The sequence below is a fragment of the Planococcus sp. 107-1 genome, assembly GCF_021513255.1.
In the GTDB taxonomy this organism is placed as follows: Bacteria; Bacillota; Bacilli; order Bacillales_A; family Planococcaceae; genus Planococcus.
Genome location: NZ_CP090977.1, coordinates 745,732 through 766,329 on the forward strand (window position 1 = coordinate 745,732; position 20,598 = coordinate 766,329).

At 45.6% G+C, this 20,598-nt stretch carries 18 protein-coding genes and 1 pseudogene; 12 read left to right on the forward strand and 7 right to left on the reverse strand.

The window, feature by feature from the left end; translation table 11 throughout:
- Nucleotides 1–95 precede the first annotated feature (95 nt).
- Entirely contained in the window at nucleotides 96–1,115 is a 1,020-nt protein-coding gene (locus tag L0M13_RS04070; protein WP_235198407.1) for an NAD-dependent epimerase/dehydratase family protein, read from the forward strand.
- Nucleotides 1,116–1,176: 61 nt separating this feature from the next.
- Here L0M13_RS04070 and L0M13_RS04075 read toward each other — a convergent pair whose 3' ends face one another.
- The 3 genes and pseudogenes from L0M13_RS04075 to L0M13_RS04085 form a co-directional block, all read right to left on the reverse strand.
- Complete coding sequence (locus tag L0M13_RS04075) at nucleotides 1,177–1,896, reverse strand: hypothetical protein (RefSeq protein WP_235198408.1); 720 nt, start codon at nucleotides 1,894–1,896, stop codon at nucleotides 1,177–1,179.
- A 1-nt stretch (nucleotide 1,897) separates the two neighbouring features.
- Nucleotides 1,898–2,767 (reverse strand): annotated as a pseudogene (locus L0M13_RS04080) (ATP-binding cassette domain-containing protein).
- Entirely contained in the window at nucleotides 2,767–3,141 is a 375-nt protein-coding gene (locus L0M13_RS04085; protein ID WP_235198409.1) for a GntR family transcriptional regulator, read from the reverse strand. The pseudogene L0M13_RS04080 and the gene L0M13_RS04085 overlap by 1 nt, the downstream one beginning before the upstream one ends.
- Nucleotides 3,142–3,300: 159 nt before the next feature.
- On the opposite strand from L0M13_RS04085, the gene L0M13_RS04090 reads away from it, so the two are divergent.
- The 3 genes from L0M13_RS04090 (at nucleotide 3,301) to L0M13_RS04100 (ending at nucleotide 9,038) form a co-directional block, all read left to right on the forward strand.
- Nucleotides 3,301–4,236, forward strand: coding sequence for an NADP-dependent oxidoreductase (locus L0M13_RS04090; protein ID WP_235198410.1), 936 nt, complete (start codon nucleotides 3,301–3,303; stop codon nucleotides 4,234–4,236).
- A 274-nt stretch (nucleotides 4,237–4,510) separates the two neighbouring features.
- On the forward strand, nucleotides 4,511–8,281 hold the full coding sequence (locus L0M13_RS04095) for a DEAD/DEAH box helicase (protein WP_235198411.1): 3,771 nt from the start codon (nucleotides 4,511–4,513) through the stop codon (nucleotides 8,279–8,281).
- 4 nt (nucleotides 8,282–8,285) lie between these two features.
- Nucleotides 8,286–9,038 carry a hypothetical protein gene (locus tag L0M13_RS04100; RefSeq protein WP_235198412.1) on the forward strand — a complete coding sequence of 251 codons (753 nt, stop codon included), beginning with the start codon at nucleotides 8,286–8,288 and terminating at the stop codon, nucleotides 9,036–9,038.
- Between the two features lie 139 nt (nucleotides 9,039–9,177).
- Here the strand turns inward: L0M13_RS04100 and L0M13_RS04105 are convergent, their stop codons facing one another.
- Nucleotides 9,178–10,206: an NADP-dependent oxidoreductase gene (locus tag L0M13_RS04105; protein ID WP_235198413.1), complete on the reverse strand. Its 1,029-nt coding sequence runs from the start codon at nucleotides 10,204–10,206 to the stop codon at nucleotides 9,178–9,180.
- 303 nt (nucleotides 10,207–10,509) lie between these two features.
- On the opposite strand from L0M13_RS04105, the gene L0M13_RS04110 reads away from it, so the two are divergent.
- The 4 genes from L0M13_RS04110 to L0M13_RS04125 all read left to right on the forward strand — a co-directional run bounded on the left by L0M13_RS04110 (nucleotide 10,510) and on the right by L0M13_RS04125 (nucleotide 12,576).
- Nucleotides 10,510–11,313, forward strand: a complete 804-nt coding sequence (locus tag L0M13_RS04110; RefSeq protein ID WP_235198414.1) for a DUF4397 domain-containing protein — start codon at nucleotides 10,510–10,512, stop codon at nucleotides 11,311–11,313.
- 7 nt (nucleotides 11,314–11,320) lie between these two features.
- Nucleotides 11,321–11,722, forward strand: a complete 402-nt coding sequence (locus L0M13_RS04115; protein ID WP_235198415.1) for a class F sortase — start codon at nucleotides 11,321–11,323, stop codon at nucleotides 11,720–11,722.
- Nucleotides 11,682–11,942 carry a class F sortase gene (locus tag L0M13_RS04120; protein ID WP_235198416.1) on the forward strand — a complete coding sequence of 87 codons (261 nt, stop codon included), beginning with the start codon at nucleotides 11,682–11,684 and terminating at the stop codon, nucleotides 11,940–11,942. Before L0M13_RS04115 ends, L0M13_RS04120 begins: the two co-directional genes overlap by 41 nt.
- A 139-nt stretch (nucleotides 11,943–12,081) precedes the next feature.
- Nucleotides 12,082–12,576, forward strand: a complete 495-nt coding sequence (locus L0M13_RS04125) for a GNAT family N-acetyltransferase (protein ID WP_235198417.1) — start codon at nucleotides 12,082–12,084, stop codon at nucleotides 12,574–12,576.
- A 47-nt stretch (nucleotides 12,577–12,623) separates the two neighbouring features.
- On the opposite strand, the gene L0M13_RS04130 is transcribed toward L0M13_RS04125, so the two are convergent.
- Both L0M13_RS04130 and L0M13_RS04135 read right to left on the reverse strand, forming a co-directional pair.
- Nucleotides 12,624–14,117, reverse strand: a complete 1,494-nt coding sequence (locus L0M13_RS04130) for an MDR family MFS transporter (protein ID WP_235198418.1) — start codon at nucleotides 14,115–14,117, stop codon at nucleotides 12,624–12,626.
- A 254-nt stretch (nucleotides 14,118–14,371) separates the two neighbouring features.
- Nucleotides 14,372–14,860, reverse strand: a complete 489-nt coding sequence (locus L0M13_RS04135; RefSeq protein WP_235198419.1) for a hypothetical protein — start codon at nucleotides 14,858–14,860, stop codon at nucleotides 14,372–14,374.
- 220 nt (nucleotides 14,861–15,080) lie between these two features.
- Between L0M13_RS04135 and L0M13_RS04140 the strand changes: the two genes are divergently transcribed.
- The 3 genes from L0M13_RS04140 to L0M13_RS04150 all read left to right on the forward strand — a co-directional run bounded on the left by L0M13_RS04140 (nucleotide 15,081) and on the right by L0M13_RS04150 (nucleotide 18,892).
- A complete protein-coding gene (locus L0M13_RS04140; RefSeq protein WP_235198420.1) occupies nucleotides 15,081–15,626 on the forward strand; it encodes a sigma-70 family RNA polymerase sigma factor in 546 nt (181 codons plus the stop codon).
- Entirely contained in the window at nucleotides 15,601–16,683 is a 1,083-nt protein-coding gene (locus L0M13_RS04145) for a DUF4179 domain-containing protein (protein ID WP_235198421.1), read from the forward strand. Before L0M13_RS04140 ends, L0M13_RS04145 begins: the two co-directional genes overlap by 26 nt.
- A gap of 256 nt (nucleotides 16,684–16,939) precedes the next feature.
- On the forward strand, nucleotides 16,940–18,892 hold the full coding sequence (locus tag L0M13_RS04150; RefSeq protein ID WP_235198422.1) for a lipoteichoic acid synthase: 1,953 nt from the start codon (nucleotides 16,940–16,942) through the stop codon (nucleotides 18,890–18,892).
- Between the two features lie 109 nt (nucleotides 18,893–19,001).
- Here the strand turns inward: L0M13_RS04150 and L0M13_RS04155 are convergent, their stop codons facing one another.
- Complete coding sequence (locus tag L0M13_RS04155) at nucleotides 19,002–19,733, reverse strand: ZIP family metal transporter (RefSeq protein WP_235198423.1); 732 nt, start codon at nucleotides 19,731–19,733, stop codon at nucleotides 19,002–19,004.
- A gap of 219 nt (nucleotides 19,734–19,952) precedes the next feature.
- On the opposite strand from L0M13_RS04155, the gene L0M13_RS04160 reads away from it, so the two are divergent.
- A complete protein-coding gene (locus L0M13_RS04160) occupies nucleotides 19,953–20,543 on the forward strand; it encodes a hypothetical protein (protein ID WP_235198424.1) in 591 nt (196 codons plus the stop codon).
- Nucleotides 20,544–20,598 lie beyond the last annotated feature (55 nt).

Below are 20,598 nucleotides of genomic sequence, written 5' to 3' on the forward strand. Positions count from 1 at the left end.
TTATTTTCAGTAGAGGATTGTCCGGAGCTTTTGCAGAATTAAAGAAGCAGGAAAGCAGATCGTTTTTCATTCAGTAAATTGTAGGAGGAGTGTATGTGAATATCTTGATCCTTGGAGGGACCCGTTTTTTGGGGAGATTTCTGACCGAGGCGGCTCTGAGCAGCGGCCATGAAGTGACCTTGTTCAATAGAGGAAAAGCGAATCCGGATTTGTTTCCAGAAGTGGAAAAGTTGACCGGCGACCGGTACGGGGATTTACAAGCGTTGAGAGGGCGGAGATGGGACGCCGTTATTGACACATCCGGCTATCTTCCATGGTCCGTTCAGGAATCTGCGGAACTGCTGGCAAAATCCGTAGGACATTACACATTCATTTCAAGCGCATCGGTTTACATCGATTTAGAATCTCCGGGGATAAATGAAGAACACGCAGTCGGCCAGATTTCAGCGGACAAGCTGGAAGAGTTGAAAACGAAAGAGGCGGAAGCTGCCATCAATGAACATTACGGTGAGTTGAAATTTTTGTGTGAGCAAGAAGTGGAACGTGCGTTTCCGGAAGGTGCCCTGAATATCCGGCCGGGACTTATCGTCGGGCCTTATGATTTTACGGATCGTTTTACGTACTGGGTCAATCGCGTGGATAAGGGCGGTGAAGTGTTGGCGCCGGGGCGGCGAGACAAGGAAATCCAGTTTATCGATGTCGGGGATTTGGCGGATTGGATTCTCCGGCTGGTCGAAGAACAACGGACAGGCACATTCAATGCGACCGGACCCGAATCCGCATTGACGATGGAAAAATTCCTGGAGGAATGCAAGGCCACTCTTAAGAGCGATGCAGATTTTGTTTGGGTGGATGAGCAATTTCTGTTGGGCCACAAAGTGGAAGGCTGGTCCGAATTGCCGCTTTGGATTCCGGACAGCATGTATATGAATGGCTTTCTCGGAGTAGATATCCGAAAAGCCGTGCAAACCGGACTAAGGTTCCGTCCGCTCAGTGACACTATTCGCGCCACTCGTGAATGGGAAATGACACGGGAAACGGCTGAACGAAAAGCGGGAATGGATCCGGAAAAAGAACAGGCTGTGCTGCAGGACTGGCAGCAGCGTGCACTTTAATAGGGAAAAAACGAGTTTCCGCGGGATGAAGTTTATCCAGGGGAAACTCGTTTTTAATTTATTACAGTTTAATCGGTATGCGTTTTGTCAGCATGCGGGTAGCTATGATCAATACGGCAATTAAAAGGAGCGAACCGATCACGGACATCAGCAAGCTTGCTTCAGTTGGAATGTACGGAATCCAAGGAATGATGGTGCTTAAGCCTGCTTCTCCCCAGAAGAATCCGTTCAAGCTGAGGGCCACGATCGCGAGTCCCACAAATCCGAGTCCAATCAGCCAATTAAAGCGGTAATAGCCGATGCCGATCAGCCAGCCGACCAAATAATAAGTGAACACGTTCAGGAAGAAGACCCCGATGGCAGAAAACCAGCCGCTTGTCCGTTCGAAAATGGTTAGGCTGTCTGATTTCACAGGCATGGAGATGAAGTTGGCGATAAGGTGTTCGATGGCATGGACAACAAGCGGCACCACAGTGACGGCAATTGCGAGTCCGAAAGCGCCGATGATCACTCCGAAGAACATATCTTTTCGGCTGATTCCGTGCTGGACGAAATACGCCATGAAGCCGAAAGCAGCGATGATTCCACAGACGAGCATGAAAATGGCGGCTGAGTAGCTGGAGAAGACGAAGAATCCTTCCACATTTGCGTCATTGCGATTGGCGATAAACATGCCGATGACATGGGCAAGTGTCAGGAATGAGAAAAACCAGATGCTCCATTTGAATTGTTCCAAGAAAGAATCCCTTGCGATTTTCGGATAGAGTTTGACCGATTTCATATCAGTGTGCCTCCTCTGTTAAGTGGATGAATAAATCTTGCAGGGAAACCGGGCCGATTTCTAAGCCGAGTTGCTGCGCTTTTTGTTGGTCTTCTTCACTTAAAGCGCCGTAGACCATTACGGATTTCGTACCGCCAAGCTTTTGTTCGTTCAAAACTTTTAATCCGGCGACAAATGCATCGACTTGATCCGCTGCACCTGTAATAGAAGCGCCGCGGAAGCGATTGTTTCGTAATCTTCGTTCAACACGAGGCGGCCTTGGTCGATGATGACGACTTGATCAAACAGATAATCCATTTCCGATACTAAATGAGTGGAAAGAATGAACGTACGAGGATGCTTCGCCTGATCAGCCAGAATTTCCTGGTAAAAGATTTCACGCGGGTGCGTCCATGCCTACATAAGCTTCATCAAAAATCGTAATCGGGGAACGGCTCGCCAGTCCGATGACGGCATTCAACGCGGACTGCATCCCTTTCGACAATTTGCTGATCGGTTTATCCAATGGGAGTTTAAATCGTTTCAGCAGATAGTCGGCATATTCTTTATCGTAATTTGGCCGGTAATATTCCGGAAATTCAAGATACTGCGGAATTTTCTCGTATTCTTCTTTGTAGTCTTTGTTGTAAATAAAAGATACTTGCAGCATTTTATCGGCGTTTTCAAATACCGGTTCACCGTCAATGAAAACTTGCCCTTCCGTTGTCTCACGAAAAGCGGCGATTAAAGACAGAAGGGAAGTTTTGCCTGCGCCGTTTCGTCCGATCAAGCCGTGGATCCGATTCGATTCGAGTGATAATGACAAATCTTTCAACGCTTCAAATTTACCGAATTTCAATGTCACGTTATCCAATTTGATATGAGCTTCCATCATGTGTCACTTCCTTTCGCATTTTTAATCAGTTCAATAATTTCTTCTTGGGAAATGCCGAGTTTCTTCGCTTCCTGTACTAAGCCAACAACGTAATTGTCGACAAAAGCTTTTTTGCGTTGATTTACCAATCTTTTTTTTGCTCCTTCTGCTACAAACATGCCAATCCCTCGCTTTTTGAATAGGATGCCTTCATCCACTAATTGATTGATGCCTTTAGAAACGGTCGCATGGTTAATTTTGTAGAAACTCACAAGTTGGTTGGTCGATGGCGCTTGATCGCCTTCTTTTAACTGGTCATTCACAATTTGGTCTTCGATCAATTCACGGACTTGAAGAAAAATGGGTTTGTTCGAATCGAATGGACTGCTCAATGGATGCACCTCCTTTTTTGTGTAGGATATATGGTTGTATACTTATGTGTATAACCATATATCCTTATGTTCGTTTTGTCAATCATTCTGATAAAAAATAATAGCGGTGTTTGAAAATGAAATAAGGGGAAAAGAGAAAGGAGGAAAGGGGAGAGTCAGATGAAAGCAATCGTAATTGAAGCGTACGGTGGAAAAGAACAACTGAAAGAAAAAGATATGCCCATGCCAAAAATGGCAGACAATCAAGTGCTGCTTGAAGTCCATGCGACTTCGATTAACCCGATCGACTGGAAACTGCGGGAGGGGTATCTGAAAGAGATGCAGCCTTTTGAGTTTCCCATCATCCTTGGGTGGGATGCAGCGGGAGTCATTGTTGAAATTGGAAAAGACGTGAAGGATTTCAAAGTCGGCGACCGCGTATTCGTGCGGCCTGAACTTACAAGAGAAGGGACTTATGCCGAATTTATTGCGGTGGAAGAGCATTTGCTTGCGAAAATGCCCGATGCGATGACATTCGAAGAAGGTGCAGCGATTCCGTTAGTAGGTTTGACTGCATGGGAATGCCTGGTTGAAGTGGCCGGCGTAAAAGAAGGCGATAAAGTATTGGTGCATGCAGGGGCAGGTGGTGTCGGGACGAACGCCATCCAAATCGCTAAAAGTTTTGGTGCCTATGTGGCAGCAACCGCCAGCAGCAAAAACAAAGAGCTGTTGGAATCATTGGGAGCAGACCAAGTTGTCGATTATAAAGAAGAAGCGTTTGAAGAGGTGATCCAGGATTTTGATATTGTCTTGGATACCTTGGGAGAGGACGTTCAAGAAAAAAGTTTCGATGTCTTGAAAAAAGGCGGAATGCTTGTGTCGATTGCGCAGCCGCCGGATGAAGAAACAGCCAAGAAGCACGGCGTCAAAACCGGCTATGTGTTCCTACAGCCGGAAGGTGAAAAGCTGCGGAAGTTGGCGGATCTTTACGAAGAAGGCAAGTTAAAGCCGGTCATTGGGGAGACTTACGGATTTTCTGCAAAAGATTTGCAGGATGCGCACGCTGCGAGTGAAACGCATCATGCGAAAGGGAAGATTGTCATTAAAGTGAAGTAATTGAGGAAGCAGGTCCAATCCAAATGGACCTGCTTTTTTGTATGGAATGCTCGTTAGTGAGTACGAGTTTCACCTAAAATGAGCACTAGGTTTATGCGAACTGCGTTTATTCAAAACAGCTGTTGCTTTCTAAAATAATTCACAAGATAAACAAGCAGAAATCTATCAATAAATGATATGATTAGAAGATGACCAACTCGTGCAGGCTGGAATTTTGATGAGCCGCAAGATTGGCGAATGGTGGATTTTTTTAGTTTTAAGAACAGGTGATTAAATGAGTCAGGCAAAAGCAAATGCATATAAAACTTCTATACGAATGACGAATACGGCTTCGGAAAAAATGAGAGGGTTCGGCATCAGCGAACGCTCGTTTTTTGTTGTGGACCGTCCTTTCAAGGTATTTCTGGAACGCTATCCGGCAGCGACGGACGGTTCTCTTTCGGTTGCGTTGATTTTTGACCAGGCGGAAAACGAACGGCTGTCGACAAAAGAATTGGGGCAATTGGTGGTGTTTCACTGCATTTTTGCGAATCATCGTTTGCTGGTGACGAATGTGACGCTGCGAAAAGTGTATCAAACGCTCGGGACGAACTGGCAGCGGGAAGCGTCTATCACTTTCCTTGATTCACGCGAACCGGCTCCGGTCGCTTTGATCAACATGATCAATCGCATGACGCCGGCGAAAGAAAGCTCGGAATACGTGAAAAAACGGATTTCGAGCTGGGAAGGCTATTTGAAGATCCAGGAACGCGGCATGGATATTCCGGATATCAAAACTTCTTATACAAAGCTTGCATTCAGCCATGATTTCAGCCGCATAACGCTGACAGGCTGCCAGATGAAAGACACGGAATGGAAGTCGCTGCGGAATTTAAGTGTAAGGCTGACGGGAATCGATGGCGATGTCGGTACCGTCATAAAAGCAGCGAACCGCACCGTAGAAATCGAACTTCAAAACTATGCGGTCAAACAAATGCGTGAAAAAGCCCATACATTGAATAAAAAAGAAGTGGTGTTCAGCAATTTTGCCGCGCTCAGCCAGATCAGAAGACTGCGCCAAGGATTTACGAATCTGGAAAAAGGCTTGGCAGTCAATCCGAATCTCGACCGTCTTTTATTTGAAGAAAAACCGCCCGTGAATCCGCTCCAGCAAATCGATAAGCTGCAATTTCACAACCGGCTGAATGAGTTCCAGCAGCGGGCAGTCTCCGGTGCTGTTGCGGCGGACGATTTGTATGTAATTCAAGGGCCGCCGGGAACCGGCAAGACCACGGTCATTGCGGAAATCTGTTTGCAGAATGCGAAAAAAGGCTTGAAAACGCTCGTCGCTTCGCAGTCGAATTTAGCGGTCGATAATGCACTGGGTCGACTGCTCGTGAATAAAGACATCCGGATTCTGCGTGTAGGCCGGACGGAAAGCATCGAAGAAGAAGGCAAGAAGTTTATCGAGGAAAACGTCGGACAGTATTGGAAAGACAATACGCTGAAAGAAGTATCAGCGCAGTATGAAATCCGGAAAAACCGGGAAGCGGTGCTGGAAAGCGAATTGGTAGCGAATGAACAGGCGTATTTGGAAACACAGCCGATTTATGAAAAACTGGCGATTCAAATCGAAGAAAAGAAAAAGGCGCAAGAACAGAATCGACAGCTTCAAAAAGAGCTTGAAGAGGCGCAAACAAAATGGCGGTCATTTGAAGGGCTCGGTGAAGGAGCCGGACAGCAAAAACAGGAAATCGAGCGGAAAATGCAAGCTCTTCAGGAAACGATAAATGAAAATCAGGCGTATATTGAACAAAAAACACCAGATTGGTTTGAGGAACAACAGCAGCGCATTGTGGATGAAATCAGCCAATTGGAGCGGGCGCGAAAGCATCAAGAGCTTGAACAGGAATTGGCGCAAAAGAAACAGGAAATCAGCCTGGTTTTCGATAAGCGAAATCAAGTAGGGGCGGTCATCAAGAAAAAGCAAGCCCTGATTGATGAAGTGGAAACCATCAAAAAAGTCGATGGGCTGAACCGGTTTATGATCGAACAGAAAATCGAAGAAACGCCAGCCATTACGTACGCGATCAATAAGCTCGAAGTCACACGTGAAAGAATTAATGAATGGCAAAAACTCAGCAAGTACAACGAAAGCATTGCTTCTGCGATTTCGTATGTGGAGAAGTTGTTGGCGTCTGCTTCAATGGATTTGGCAAAGCTGAAAGAAAATGCGTTAGCCTCTGTTGAAGTGTATACATCAGCGCAAGTCGATTCGTTTTTGGAAAAGCTCCGGGAGTTGTTGAAGGGTCCGCAGCGAACCGATTCAGCAGTTCTGTCAAAAGCGCTTGCCGGACTTTATAAACGCCAGAATAATTTGTGGCGAAGAGGGGCGAAGCTCAAGACGGCTGAAGCTTATATCGAGGAATCGAAACGGACTTTTCAGCAGCTGAAAACCGCTTTAGCTGCGGAATTGGTGAAGCAGCAGGAGCAATACACAGCAGTTGACCGCAAATGGCAGGAACAGCTGGAAAAGCTGCAGCAAGCGATGGCGCCTGTGGAGCAGCAATTCAAACAAATGCCGAATGCCGCTTATCTTCCTTCCGATATCGAAGGGGCGATCCAGGAGCGGAAAGCGGAACTGGGCGAGTTGAAAAATGAAAAATTGCGTATTGAAAAAGCGCAAGGACAATTGGCAGAGGCTAAACAGAAACTTATGGATGAAACAACTGCTTTGGAAAAAAATGATGCCCGGATTGTTGGAATTAGGGATGAGATGGCCCGATTGAAAGAGGCTATTTCTGAGAAAGAGCAAGAAATTGGTGCGCTGGCAGAAATTCTGTCGGCCAATCCTGAACAACTATACGAGGAAACAGCGAAAAAACTGGCCAGCTTGTCATTTGAGAAAGAATCGTTCAAACAGGAAATGAAGAATCTCCCGATGCTTCAATCGGTCCAGAAAAAATGGCTGGATTTATTGGAAGGGGCGAACGAGCACGATTTGGACGAGATCCGCAAATTGTACATCAAGCATGCCAACGTGATCGGCACGACTTGCGTGGCTTCAGCACGAAAAGATTTCATCGACAATTATCCGGTGTTTGATGTGGTCATTATCGATGAAGTGTCGAAAGCGACGCCGCCGGAATTACTGCTGCCGATGCTAAAAGGCAAAAAAGTTATCCTCGTCGGCGATCACCATCAATTGCCTCCGCTTCTCGGCAACGATACTTTGGAAGAAACGCTGGAAGAAATGATCAAAGAAAACAGCGGCTTCGAAGAAAAGCGCGAACTCGAGAAGTTGCTGGAAGAATCGTTATTTGAGCGTTTGTACAAAAACTTGCCGGAAGCCAATAAAACAATGCTTGCCATCCAGTACCGCATGCATGAAGACATCATGGAGACGATTGCGCCGTTTTACCGCTTGGAAAACAAACAATTGCAATGCGGGCTCCAAGATTCAGATCGCGAACGCGACCACTTGCTGGAATCCAAAACAGTGTCCCGCAGCAATCATTTGATGTGGCTTGATCTGCCGAATGAATCGGCGTACTTTGAAGAACGGATGAGCGGTGGAAAGAGTTTGTATAACCCTGCCGAACTTCAAGAGATCTCGGGGTTATTAGTGGAGATGGATCAAGCTGTGGCAGAAGCGAAGCAAGCAGGAAGACTGGATGCTGCCTATCAGAAAAGCGTCGGCGTCATCAGCTTCTACGGCGAGCAAGTCAAGCGCCTGCAGCGCATGATCGACCAGGAATTGCGGCTTCCGCATTTGACGATCCGCACAGGAACGGTCGACCGCTTCCAGGGAAGCGAGATGGAAGTCATCCTTCTCAGCATGGTGCGGAACAACCACAATCCGCATGGCGATATCGGTTTTGCAAAAGACTACCGCCGCTTGAACGTCGCGTTGTCACGCGCCAAGCAATTGCTTGTGTTGGTGGGAAGTTCCGACATGTTCACGAAGCGGGCAAAGAAAAATGAAACAAAACAGATGTACAAGCATGTACTTGAAACGGTTAAGCGAAAAAATGGCTTGAAAGTATTGGAAAGCAGCAGGGGGTGAGAATGTGGAGAGGTTGATGAAAGAACTTCGGACAAATCTCGAAGCGAATTCCGATGTTTCGGTTATCAAACAGCAGACGTGGAAATTGCCGATCGTTTTATACGACCTTGGTTTTAGCCGGGTGAAACGGCTGAAGATGGATGTCTTGATGAAGATGCTGTTGTTTGCTTTTCAGGAAACGGAGATTCACAGAGCTGCCAATCTTGCGGAGTTATTGCTTGTCGAAGAATTATTCATCCGCGATTTAATGGAAAAGATGCAGCGCACCGGACTGATCCAATTGGAGAAACGCGGATACCGCCTCACAGCAAAAGGCTTTGATTATCTTGAGAAAGGGATTTTTGATGAAGAAATGGAAGGGGACGACACGGTGATGTCGTTCAGTTCCGTTCATGACGAGTATGCCCTCGCTTCACAAAACGAACATCCGGAAGCGAGTGAGACAATGCCGCTTTATCGCTATTTCAAAAAAGCTGCCTTGAATAAAGAACGCGTGCAGCAATTGCTATTGAGTGAAATGGTCTTTCCGGAGGAAGAAGGCTTCCAAGTCATCGCGACCGATGTCACAAGCTGCATCGAACAAGAAACGGATTTTATTCCATGCATTGAATTTCAGCTTTATGATTCCAAGCAAGACTTATTTTATGCCCGCATCTGGAATACTTTGAGTGGGACATGGGATGAAATTCTTGCGAAGCAAATCGAAGAGCGTGAAGTCGTGAGATGGCGAAAAGCGATGGAAGAATCGAAGAAATGACAGCCGCACAGTGAAAGTGCGGCTGTTTTTTTTTTAGTAGTTAAGAAATATTGCTTCACATCGCAAAGATTTACTTTCCAATAGACAAAAAAGGCAAAGCCGATGCGTAAAACATCGGCTTTGCCTTTAAACGTTGTGATTATAATTTCGCAATTTCCGGATCGGCGACTTTTACTAATTGTTTTCCAAGATTGCTCCCTTCGAACAAACCGCGGAACGCTTCGAGTGTCTGGTCAAAGCCTTCAACGACGGTTTCTTCGTATTTCAACTTGCCTTCTTGGAACCATTTGGCCATCTCAACTGCGCCAGTCTTAAGTTCAGATGCGTAGTCGCCGAGCGTGAAGCCTTTCATCATCGAGCTGGTCGTGATGAATTTCCACTGGATGCGCGGTCCAAGGTCTTCTGCAGGATTATTGTAAGAAGAAATGGTTCCGCATAAGACAACACGCGAATTCCGGTTAAGTTCCAGAATGACGGCATCGGAAACGGGGCCGCCGACGTTATCGAAATAGACGTCTACGCCATCGGCAACCGCTTTTTTCAAATCGTCTTCAAAGCTGTCTTTCTTGTAATTGACGGCAGCATCGAAACCGAGTTCGTTGACGAGGTAATCCACTTTCTCATCAGACCCTGCAATCCCGACAGCACGCGCGCCTTTCAGTTTTGCAATTTGCCCAACGATGGAACCGACTGCTCCGGCAGCTCCGGAAACAACAACCGTTTCGCCGGCTTGCGGCTTGCCGATATCAAGCAGGCCGAAGTATGCAGTGAGGCCAGTCATGCCAAGTACACCGAGGCGAGTCGTGATCGGTGCGATGGATGGATCCACTTTTTGGACCGCATTCGCTTGGACGATATTGTATTCTCCCCAGTTCAGCGTACCAGTCACGATATCCCCTTTTTGGAAGCGATCTGATTTCGAATCCAGGACCTCTGCCAATACACCGCCGTTCATCGGCTCGTTTAATTTATAAGGTGCGACATACGATTTTACATCGCGCATCCGGCCGCGCATATAAGGATCGACGGAGAGATATAAAGTCTTCAATAATAATTCGTTTTCTTTTATGGAAGGAATGTCTTTCTCGACAAAGGCAAAATCCTGATCTGTCGGTGTTCCTTCCGGACGATTGATTAAATGGATTTCTCGGTACGTTTTAACTGTCATGAAAATTCCTCCTTCAATTCTATTCGAAGAAGAGCTTACCATTGCCTTGACAGTGAATCAAAAATTTTAGTCTCCTAAGTTTATATTCTTGCACCTGTCCAAATCCTATGTTAGTTCAGCGGAAAAAGAACACGCTTTCAAAAAAGTTGAAAGTAAAAACCCAGTGATACCAACGCTTAATAAAAAAACTGAAAAAAAAGTTAAAATTCCGAGTTTAAATAGTTTTAATTCGAGATAACATGGGGTATAAATAAGTTGTATATTAATTATACAAATACTATGCAGGAAAGAGGAGAGGTCAACATGAAGAAGATTTTTGTTTCAATGTCAGTCGCAATGGTATTGGTATTATCGTTGCTCGCATCGGGAGTTATGGCTGCCGGGGATATGGCGAAAGTTAGAGTGGTACACGCTTCACCGGATGCACCCGCAGTAGATGTCTATGTAAATGGCGATTTGACATTGGAAGATGTACCGTTTAAAGCGGATTCCGGCTACCTGGATGTTCCAGCTGGTACACATAATGTAGAAGTTTTTGCAGCAGGCAGTGAGTATGCAGAAGGTTCAGCAGTTCTACAAGCAGATTTGACAGTAGAAGCTGGAAAAGCTTATACAGTTGCAGCAGCAAACACAGTCGATTCACTTGAATTTGTTGTAGCGGAAGATTCAATGTCTGTTACTGAAGGCAAAACAAAAATTCGTGTCGGCCACCTTTCTCCAGATGCACCAGCTGTTGATGTAGGCTTGATCGGCGGAGACGCAGTATTCAGCGGAGCTGAATTCCCAGGAATCACAGACTACATGGAATTGGATGCAGGAACTTACGACTTGGAAATCCGTTTGCCGGATGGCACACAAGTATTGCCGCTTGAAGGAACTGAGTTAAAAGCGGATACAGTATACAGCGTATTTGCAGTAAACACAGCGGATTCACTTGAAGTCTTGGCTTTAGTTGATTACGAAGGCGCCGCTTCACCAGATGGCATGCCGACAACTGGCCTTGGAACACCTGAACAAAACCAAATGAACTGGGTTCTTGTAGCAGGAGCACTTGCAATCGCAGCAGCTGGCAGTGGTGTATTTTTAAGAAAACGGTTTCAAAACTAAATTCTTCTTGTTCTTAGTAGGTTCGTTCGTTTTCCTGTCAGGTTGCCAGGCGCAAGAAGATGAAGTCAGTGAACGCACGGAAGATGTGGGATTTACTACAAAACAGCCGCAGCCTGCCAAAACGCTTGAAATGACCAAGACAACGCCAGCAGAAAATCCGATCAATGCCCTTTCATTGAATCAAGGCATTCAACCGGAAACGCTTTCCATTCCGGCAATCGGCATTGAGGCAGAGGTGCTGCCTCTTGGTACAGAAAAAGACGGCCGAATGGCAGTCCCGAAAACACCGGATGAAGTCAGCTGGTTTGAACCGGGATACCTGCCTGGGGAAAATGGACGGGCTGTGATAGCGGGGGCACGTAGATGCAGTGGATGGCCCAGCCATCTTCTGGGACTTGGCCGACCTTAAAGCTGGCGACGAAATTACGGTTGCCGGTGGCGAGAAAGAGCTGAAGTTCAAAGTATACGCAATGGAGTCCGTTGAGCTGGACTTAGCTGATGTAAAAGATATATTCGGCTACCGGTCCACTCCGGAACTGGTCTTGATTACTTGTTCAGGCGAATTCAATTATGAACGGGGGACGAGGGAAGAACGGCTCGTCGTTTATGCCGAACTGATCAACCCTTAAGAATCGAATAAAAGATGAACAATAAAAGCGCACTCTGCTGAATAGAGTGCGTTTTTTTTGCATTTCTTTTTTCGTCCTTCTCTCACTAGAAAGAATTTTGATATGCTAAGTTTAGAAGAAAAGAGAGGCGGGGGATGAGATGGAAATCGAAATTAAAAAACCGGAAGCCAGACATGCAGAAAAGATTTCGGAAATTTGTTCCATAGGATGGCGGCAAACAGTCGAAGGGAAACTAAGCGAAGAATATCAAAGGCAAAACATTGCATTTTGGTATAACCCCGAACGGATCAGAGAGGATCTGCGTGCAGGCGTTTATTCGCATATTGCACTGGTTGGAAAGGAAGTGGCGGGGGTCGTTGGCGGCGGTATGACAGCACCCGGTACAGGCGAAGTTTTCGTTTTGTATATGGATCAACGTTTCCGTTACCAAGGAATCGGCCGGCTGCTTTTGGAAGCTTTAACTCAAGTTCAATCGGCGCAAGGGGCAAGCGAACAATGGGTGTCGGTTCAAGAAGGCAATCAACTCGGCATTCCATTCTATGAAGCGAGAGGTTTTAAACTCCAAGGAAAGAAAACCGAAGAAACGAAAACGGGAGAACGGCAAGTGTCTCTCCGCTATTCGCGGCCAATTTAAAAACCCTGCCGGACACAAGCAAGTGTCCGGCAGGGTTTTTCTATGCTTTAGTTTAGTTGGTCACCCAATTTTTCTTTGCTCATCATAAAGGCTACGACGAGTGCAAGTGCAGCTGGGACAATCGCCCAGAGGAACGTGCTCGCAATCGAAGATGATAAAGCTTCGGTCAATTGGTTTGTCACTTCAGCAGGGATATTGCCGCGGGCTTCAGTGGAAAGGAGGGCGCGGGAATCTCCTGAAAAGTTAGCTGCGTCAGCACCAAAACGCTCGGTTAAGCGATTAGCAAATACATGGCTTTGGATGATGCCGAAAACCGTAATGCCGATGGTCATCCCGAAAGTACGCAAGAAGCTGACGGTAGAAGTGGCAGCTCCGCGCTGACGAACGGAAAATGGATGGATCGCTGCGGAAGGCAAGACAGAGAACGAAGCTCCGATGCCGACTCCGGCAATGATCATAAAGACGATGACCATGAAACGGGACGTATCGATTGATAAAGTGGCAAGCAAAATCATGCCCAAAGTCAGCAGCGCGAGTGTTGGGATTAAGAAATTGCGGTAAGCGAACTTCGCCATTAGTGCACCGCCGACAGACGCGCTGATTACAGAGCCCACCATCATTGGCAATAAGACAAGGCCGGAATTCGTAGCATTTCCTCCTTGCACTCCTTGGATGAAAAATGGAATGTAAACAGAGGCTGTGATAAAAGCAGCACCGCTGAAAATGGAGATAATGCCGCTAGTTGCAAATAAACGTTCTTTGAACATGGTGAAATCGATAACCGGTTCGTCTGCACGGCGCTCTGCAAAAACAAAGACCAGTGCCAGCACAGCAAATCCGGCAAATAGGCTGAAGCTTTGAGCGGATACCCAAGCGAATTCCTTGCCGCCAAGTTCAACTGCGAACATAAGGGAAACGATGGCACCCACCAAGGTGATGGCGCCAAGCCAATCGATTTTTTGTTTTTTGCGCTCAACGGATTCTTTATAAAAGAACGCGACCATGATAAAGGCAATAAGCCCAAGTGGAATGTTGATAAAGAATACCCATGTCCAATTGATGTATTCGGTAATGTAAGCGCCGAATAATGGACCGAAAACACTCGAAATCCCGAAAACGGCACCGAACATGCCGCTCATTTTGCCGCGTTGTTCAAGCGGCACGACATCGAACATGATGGTAAAGGCGATTGGCATCAATGCACCGCCGCCAATTCCTTGGATTGCCCGGTAGATGATCAATTCATTAATGGTATCGGCTGTCCCGCATAAAATCGAACCGATCATGAAGACCAAGAGACCGAAGATGAAAAATCGTTTCCGGCCGTACATATCTGAGAGCTTGCCGAAAATCGGCATCCCTGCCAGCGATGCCACAAGGTATGCAGAAGTGACCCAGACGAATTTGTCGACGCCGCCAAGCTCGCCGACAATCGATGGCAGTGCAGTTGTAACGATCGTATTGTCCATTGATGCAACAAGAATGGCTAATAAAAGACCGCCAATGACCACTTTAATATTGCTTTTTCCATTGTTATTCATGAACTTCACCCTGCCATTTCTTTCGATTTGTTTTTTGATGTTCATATCATAATCCCGCATATGAATAAAAAACAAATTTGAATGCTCGAATTTAGTTAGAAAACCGAAACTTTTTTCACTCGGTTAGTTTGAACGGCATTTTGTATAATTTTATATTGCTTTTGCTTTAGCCAATTTTTAGATTTGGCCATTCAATAGAAAACAAAAAAGCCTTCATTGCAGCGAAGGCTTTTAACATTGCTTTACTTTTGGCGTTATAAGTTTTTCAAATCGGGATGATTTTTTGTTTCTTGGTCGGACAAGATTTCCGGTTTGAAGCCATTTAAATCGATAATTTCGCGACCTTCGCCGCGATAGACAATTACATAGCCTTCGTAAGGCGTCGCTTCGAGCCGGTCGAATTCCAATTGTTGCTTGGCATAGAAATCGGTAATTTTTTGTTTGGCTGCTTCACTGACAACTGTTTCATCCGCTTGCCATAATGCCCGGTGCCCGCCAGATGGGACAGATATTTCACCATCGATTTTCGGCTCGCGCTGATTGAACAACCCTTGCATTAAACGGATGACTTCTCCGAAACCGAGAAGCAGCGATCCGTAAATGGCCCCTTGAAGGAAAATTTCAAAAGCGGCTTGTCCACCAAGCCATTCAACGGAATTTATCGCCCGGAATAGATTAATCACGATAATAAGCAAGCCGACGCCTTGCAGAATATAGGCCACGACATTTTTGGTGTTGGTCATTTTCTCTCCCCCAAATAATCTTTTTCTTCTATATATAGAGTTTCGCTGCCGGGAAAGAATTCCCTCTATATTCCTAAATAGGAAAGCCTTTAATAATAGGAACTTTAAACAAGTAATAGGTAAACTCTCTAAAGAATGGTAAAGTTTTACTGGAAATTAAAAAAGAGTGAAACGTTTTAAAGAGCTGCGGACTCTAATGAATAAAGAGAGGATGAGGCGGATGCAGCACGATGAGGAGATGGTTGCAGCGGCAATAAAAGGCGACCGGCTGGCACTCCAGCATTTATTGAAAGATGAAAAAGAAAAATTGTACCGCATGGCATTTACATATGTGCGAAATGAAGAAGATGCAATCGACATTTTCCAACAAACCGTTCTTCAAGCAATTGAATCGGTGCATCAAGTAAAAGAAGCGGCTTACTTTTCAACATGGCTGACACGCATTTGCATCAATAAAGCATTGGCGCTATTAAAGAAGAATAAAAAGCTGATTGTCCTGGATGAATTGGAAGAGAGAAAAGCCCCCACTGATTCCATGGATATTGCCCAGCAATTGGATATGGAAAAGGCGCTTGGGTTATTGCCGGAAAAATACAAAACGGTTTTAATGCTTCGTTTCTATCAGGATTTCACGGTAAAGCAAATTGCTGAATTTATGGAATGCCCGGAAGGTACAGTGAAAACCCTGATTCACCGGGGACTTGCGATGCTGAAAAGAGATTTGAAGGGAGTGTATGCAGATGAATGGCAAAGAGAATTCAATTAAACAAGCTTTAGAGAAAATCGAAGTTCCAGAAGCGCGTCTGGATGCAATCATCGAAGAATCATTTTGGGAAACAGCAGCCGCTCCGGTTAAAGTGAAACGCCGGAATCGCTGGATGCCAGCGGTGGCAACCGTCGTTCTTGTAGCCGGTATTTCGGCAGCCACATTGTCAGCCGCTCCGGCACTTGCCAATTACATGGCTCAGTTGCCTGTCATCGGAAATGTCTTTTCGATATTCGCAGAAAATAAACATGGCGTTGCAGCATTTGACCAATTTAGTGAAGATGTCGGACTCATACAGACAAGTAATGGCATCACCATTAGCATTGATGAAGCGATTTATGATGGCACCAAATTGACTTTTACGTATCAAGTCGCTTCTGAAGCGCCATTAGACAGCTCGGCTTATCTGTCCAGTTTCCCGGAGCTGCTCGAAGCTGACGGACCGACTGGCGGAATGCAGTCGGAAGTGATTGACGGAGTCATTGCAGGGATTGCAGAAATCACCCATCTCGATGAAGATGCCGAAGTTGTAAATGTCGTTTGGGAGCCGCAAGTTCTTTTCACGGAAGAAAAAGCGATTGCCGGAGATTGGAAATTTGAATTTGCGGTGAAGCAATTGGCTCAAAAACCGATTACCCTGGATGAAAAAGTATCATCGGACGGAGTGACTGTCCACCTGCAGGAATTGACCATTACGGACATTGCTGTCAATATCGCTTATCAGCAATTAGTGGATCCGGCAATTGTTGAAGCGGGCAATTTCGTTGAAGCCGAATTGATCGCAGGAGACGATTTAGGAAATGTTTATCGAATGCCGTTCAATGGCGGCAGTACCCCGGGAGATGCCCTGACCGCGGAAGATTTTGAGTGGACCGCATCGCTCAGAGGCTTGGACCCGAATGCATCGATACTGACTTTTTATCCTTTCGGCCATATTAGTGGGCCGGCCATCGATCCGAAACGCGTGGAATTCGATGCCTTGGAATTTAATTTGAAAGAGGGGACGCATCGGCTCATCCAAGATCCGGACATTCCGGAACCTCCGCCATTTGAATAGATAAGAGGAATCCGCTCGGGCAATTTGCAGGGCGGTTTTTTTCATCTTGAGAAATCTCGCCGGATTTGAAACTTTCCATGGTGTGGTTACGTCTTTTTAGTAGTGGACCCATTGTGAGAAGAATCTTTAAACTGTCATTCTTACCCAAAGTTTAGTAGAATAGAATATGTCATTCTTTGTAAAACTACAAGAGACATTTTTCAACTGGAATGGTTCATTGCCATTACAATAATCCTCAACAACGAGAAGGTGCAATATGAATAAATTCAAAAAAATTGATAGAGAAACGTTCAATAAGTTTATCCCGTTTTATATACTCGCGGTGGTCATGCTTTGGATGAAAACGTATATTTCGCAAAAAACGCAGTTTAAATTGGACGTCGATGGATTTTTGCAGGAATTCCTGCTGTTTATCAATCCACTCGGTTCCGCTTTATTGCTTTTGAGCTTATCGTTCTTTTTCAAAGGGACACGGAAGTATTTCTCGCTATTGGTCATTTATACGCTGATGACGATTCTTCTGTACGCAAATGCGGTTTATTACCGATTCTTCAGTGATTTCATCACGCTTCCGACTTTATTCCAAACACAGAACTTCGGTGATTTGGGCGGCAGTGTCATGACACTCATTCAACCATGGGATGTTTTGTTCTTTGTGGATGTCGTTTTCTTGGCCGTTTTGGTCTTTTCGAAACGCTTCAAGAAAGACAAAACCAATTTCAGAACCAAAGTGGTCCTTCCGATGATCACCGCTGCATTAGCCATTTCATTCTTGAACTTGGCGATGGCAGAAGGCGACCGCCCGCAATTATTGACGCGCGGTTTTGATAGAAGCTATATCGTGAAATATTTGGGGATGTACAACTACGCCCTGTATGACACGGTAGAAAGCTTGAAATCCTCTTCGCAGCGCGTTATGGCGGACAGCGACGATGTAACGGAAATCTTGAACTATACAAAATCCAATTATGCTTCGCCGAATGAAGAGTATTTCGGGGCAGCTGAAGGAATGAACGTAGTTTACTTGCATCTGGAATCATTCCAGACATTCCTGATGAATTATGAATTGAACGGCGAAGAAGTGACGCCTTTCCTGAATTCGATGATTGAAGAGAAGAACACGCTTTACTTCGATAACTTCTTCCATCAAACAGCGCAGGGGAAAACTTCAGACGCGGAATTCATGTTAGAGAATTCTTTGTTCGGTTTGCCTAAGGGCTCGGCTTATATTACAAAAGGCCAGAATACCTACCAGGCGGCACCGGCAATCTTGAAAGACAAAGGCTATGAATCGGCCGTTTTCCATGGCAATAATGCAACATTCTGGAATCGTTCCGAAGTCTACAAATCTTTCGGATTCGACAACTTCTTTGATATCGAATCTTACACAGACCTTGAAGAAGGGGATATGGCAGAATACGGTGTAATGGATAAGCCGTTCTTTGACCAATCCATGGATATCCTAAAAACCTTGCCAGAGCCGTTCTATACGAAATTCATCACGGTTGCGCATCATTTCCCTTATGATATCGACCAGGAATTGACGACAATCGGCAAAGGCACAACAGGCGATGCAAGCGTGGATAATTATTTCCAGACAGCGCGCTACGCAGATGAAGCGATTGAACAATTCTTCACAGACCTTGAAGAATCAGGTTTGGCTGATAACACGATGATCGTCATGTACGGCGACCATTACGGAATTTCAGACAATCACAACAAAGCGATGGAACAGGTGCTAGGGAAAGAAATCACACCTGTAGAAAATACGAACTTGCAGCGTGTGCCGCTCTTTATCCACATTCCAGGAATGGAAGGCGGAATCGATCACACATTCAGCGGCCAGATCGACTTGCTTCCGACCTTGATGCATTTGCTGGGAATCGACACCCAAGACTACCTGCATTTCGGCACCGACATATTATCGGACGAGCATAAAGAACTGGTGACCTTCCGAAATGGCGACTATGCAAGTCCAGAAATCTACTCGATCGGTGATGTGTTCTATGATCCGAAAACCGGCTTGCCGATTGATGAAAGCAAGCAGGTACAAGCAGAAGAACTCCAAAACCAGGGCAATCTCAAATTACAATTATCTGACGAAATCGTCAATGGCGATTTGTTGAGATTCTATGCTCCAGAAGGATTCACGCCTATCGACCCTTCTGAATACAATTACCAAACTGATTTAAATGAAGAAACGGAATAACAAACAAAAAACGGACCCCTTAAGGGGTCCGTTTTTTCGTATAAGAAACTACTTGCGCCTCGCATACTGCCTAAAGCCTATCGGGGCTAAACAGCTGCCTGCGCTTTTCTTATTGCAATAATAATGTGATGAAAATGCCGCATGCGGTGATGAATCCGACAATCGGGCCTGCTTTCTCATATGCTTCCGGCATCATCGTGGAGCAAATCATGGCGATGATGGCACCAGCTGCAAAGGATGAGAGAATGGCTTGGCTGTCTTCTGACATTTGATCAAGCAAGGAATAGCCGGCCAAAGAGCTGAGCGCGGATGCGACAAGGACGAATGTCCACATCGCTATTACTTTGGCTGTGCTGAATCCGCTTTTCTTTAAGCCGGAGGTGCTTGAAATGCCTTCGGGCAAATTGCTGATGAAAATGGCCGCGATCAAAGCGACGCTGACGCCGTTTCCGCTAGCTAGTGCAAGGCCGATCATGGCTGTTTCCGGAATAGCATCCATGATGGTCCCAATAAAAATTGCGATGCCTGAGTTGGGTCCATCCGGGGAATCTTTCCCATGGCCCGAACGCTTGCGATGACGGGCGCCTCGATTGTTGATAATGATATCAAAAATAGTGAAAATTGCAGCTCCGCCTAAAAATCCTAAAGCGATTTGGGTCAATCCGCTGATTTCCATTGCTTCTCCTAATAGTTCATATGCGACGGCCCCGATTAAAGCACCCGTTCCGAGCGCCATTATGTATGCGATCAAGCGCTGTGGAAGCGAGACCAGCAAAACAATGATCGCGCCCAGCAAATTGGCAGCCCCTGCAATGCCTCCCCATAACAATGCTTCTCCCATATCGATTCACCTTCCTATTGTAGCTATAAGAGCTTTCTACCCTTTTTGCTGTTTTTCAAGCCTCTTCTCATCTGAAATCATTTATTTCCCGGAACTGTATATGAAAGATGAAAATTCAGCGTATAATTAAATGTGAAGAAAGACACCGTAAATCTTGTTGGACGTATTATGAAACCGACAGAAGAAAAGATTTAACTAAGAGGGAAGAGTTGATAAGGCATGAAAGCATTTATGATGTATGCAATGGCTATTTTAGGCGGCTATGCGTTTAGTGAACTGTCCCAGCTTTGGTTCGGGGGCGAATGGATTTTCGGTATTTTGATCGTGGCATGGTTTGCGCTATTTCTGCAAGTATGGGAACGGCTAAAACCAGGTGGGGCTGGCCTCATCTTAGTTACCTTAATTACGCTGCTTAATATCGGGTACGTTTTTTTCGTGCAATATAGCATGAAAGCGATTTTTAGTTTCCTTATCGGTTTATTGCTTCTCCGTTTCTATAAGGGCAACAAGGATGTCGTATTGACGTCTCTGGCCATTACTTTGAGCTATATCGCAATCAATGCCGCACCAGGAAATCAGTCGATCATGTGGTCGCTGTTCCTAATCGGCGGCGTGTCGACATTAATCGGTTTCCGTTATCATTTTCAATGGTTGAAGCGCTGCTTTATCGCTGTTTTTGGAATTGCAGCTTTGTTTTTGCTGGTTCTGAACTTCACCGTTTTATCGGATGTTCTCGTTTTTGCTTTGCTCCTTGGAGTAATCGGGTTGTCTTATAAATACTCAAGATACAGAGTGAAAACTGCTAAATGATTTAAGCTGGGCTCTCCAATAGTGGAGATGGCCCGGCTTATTTTTATTTTAAGAA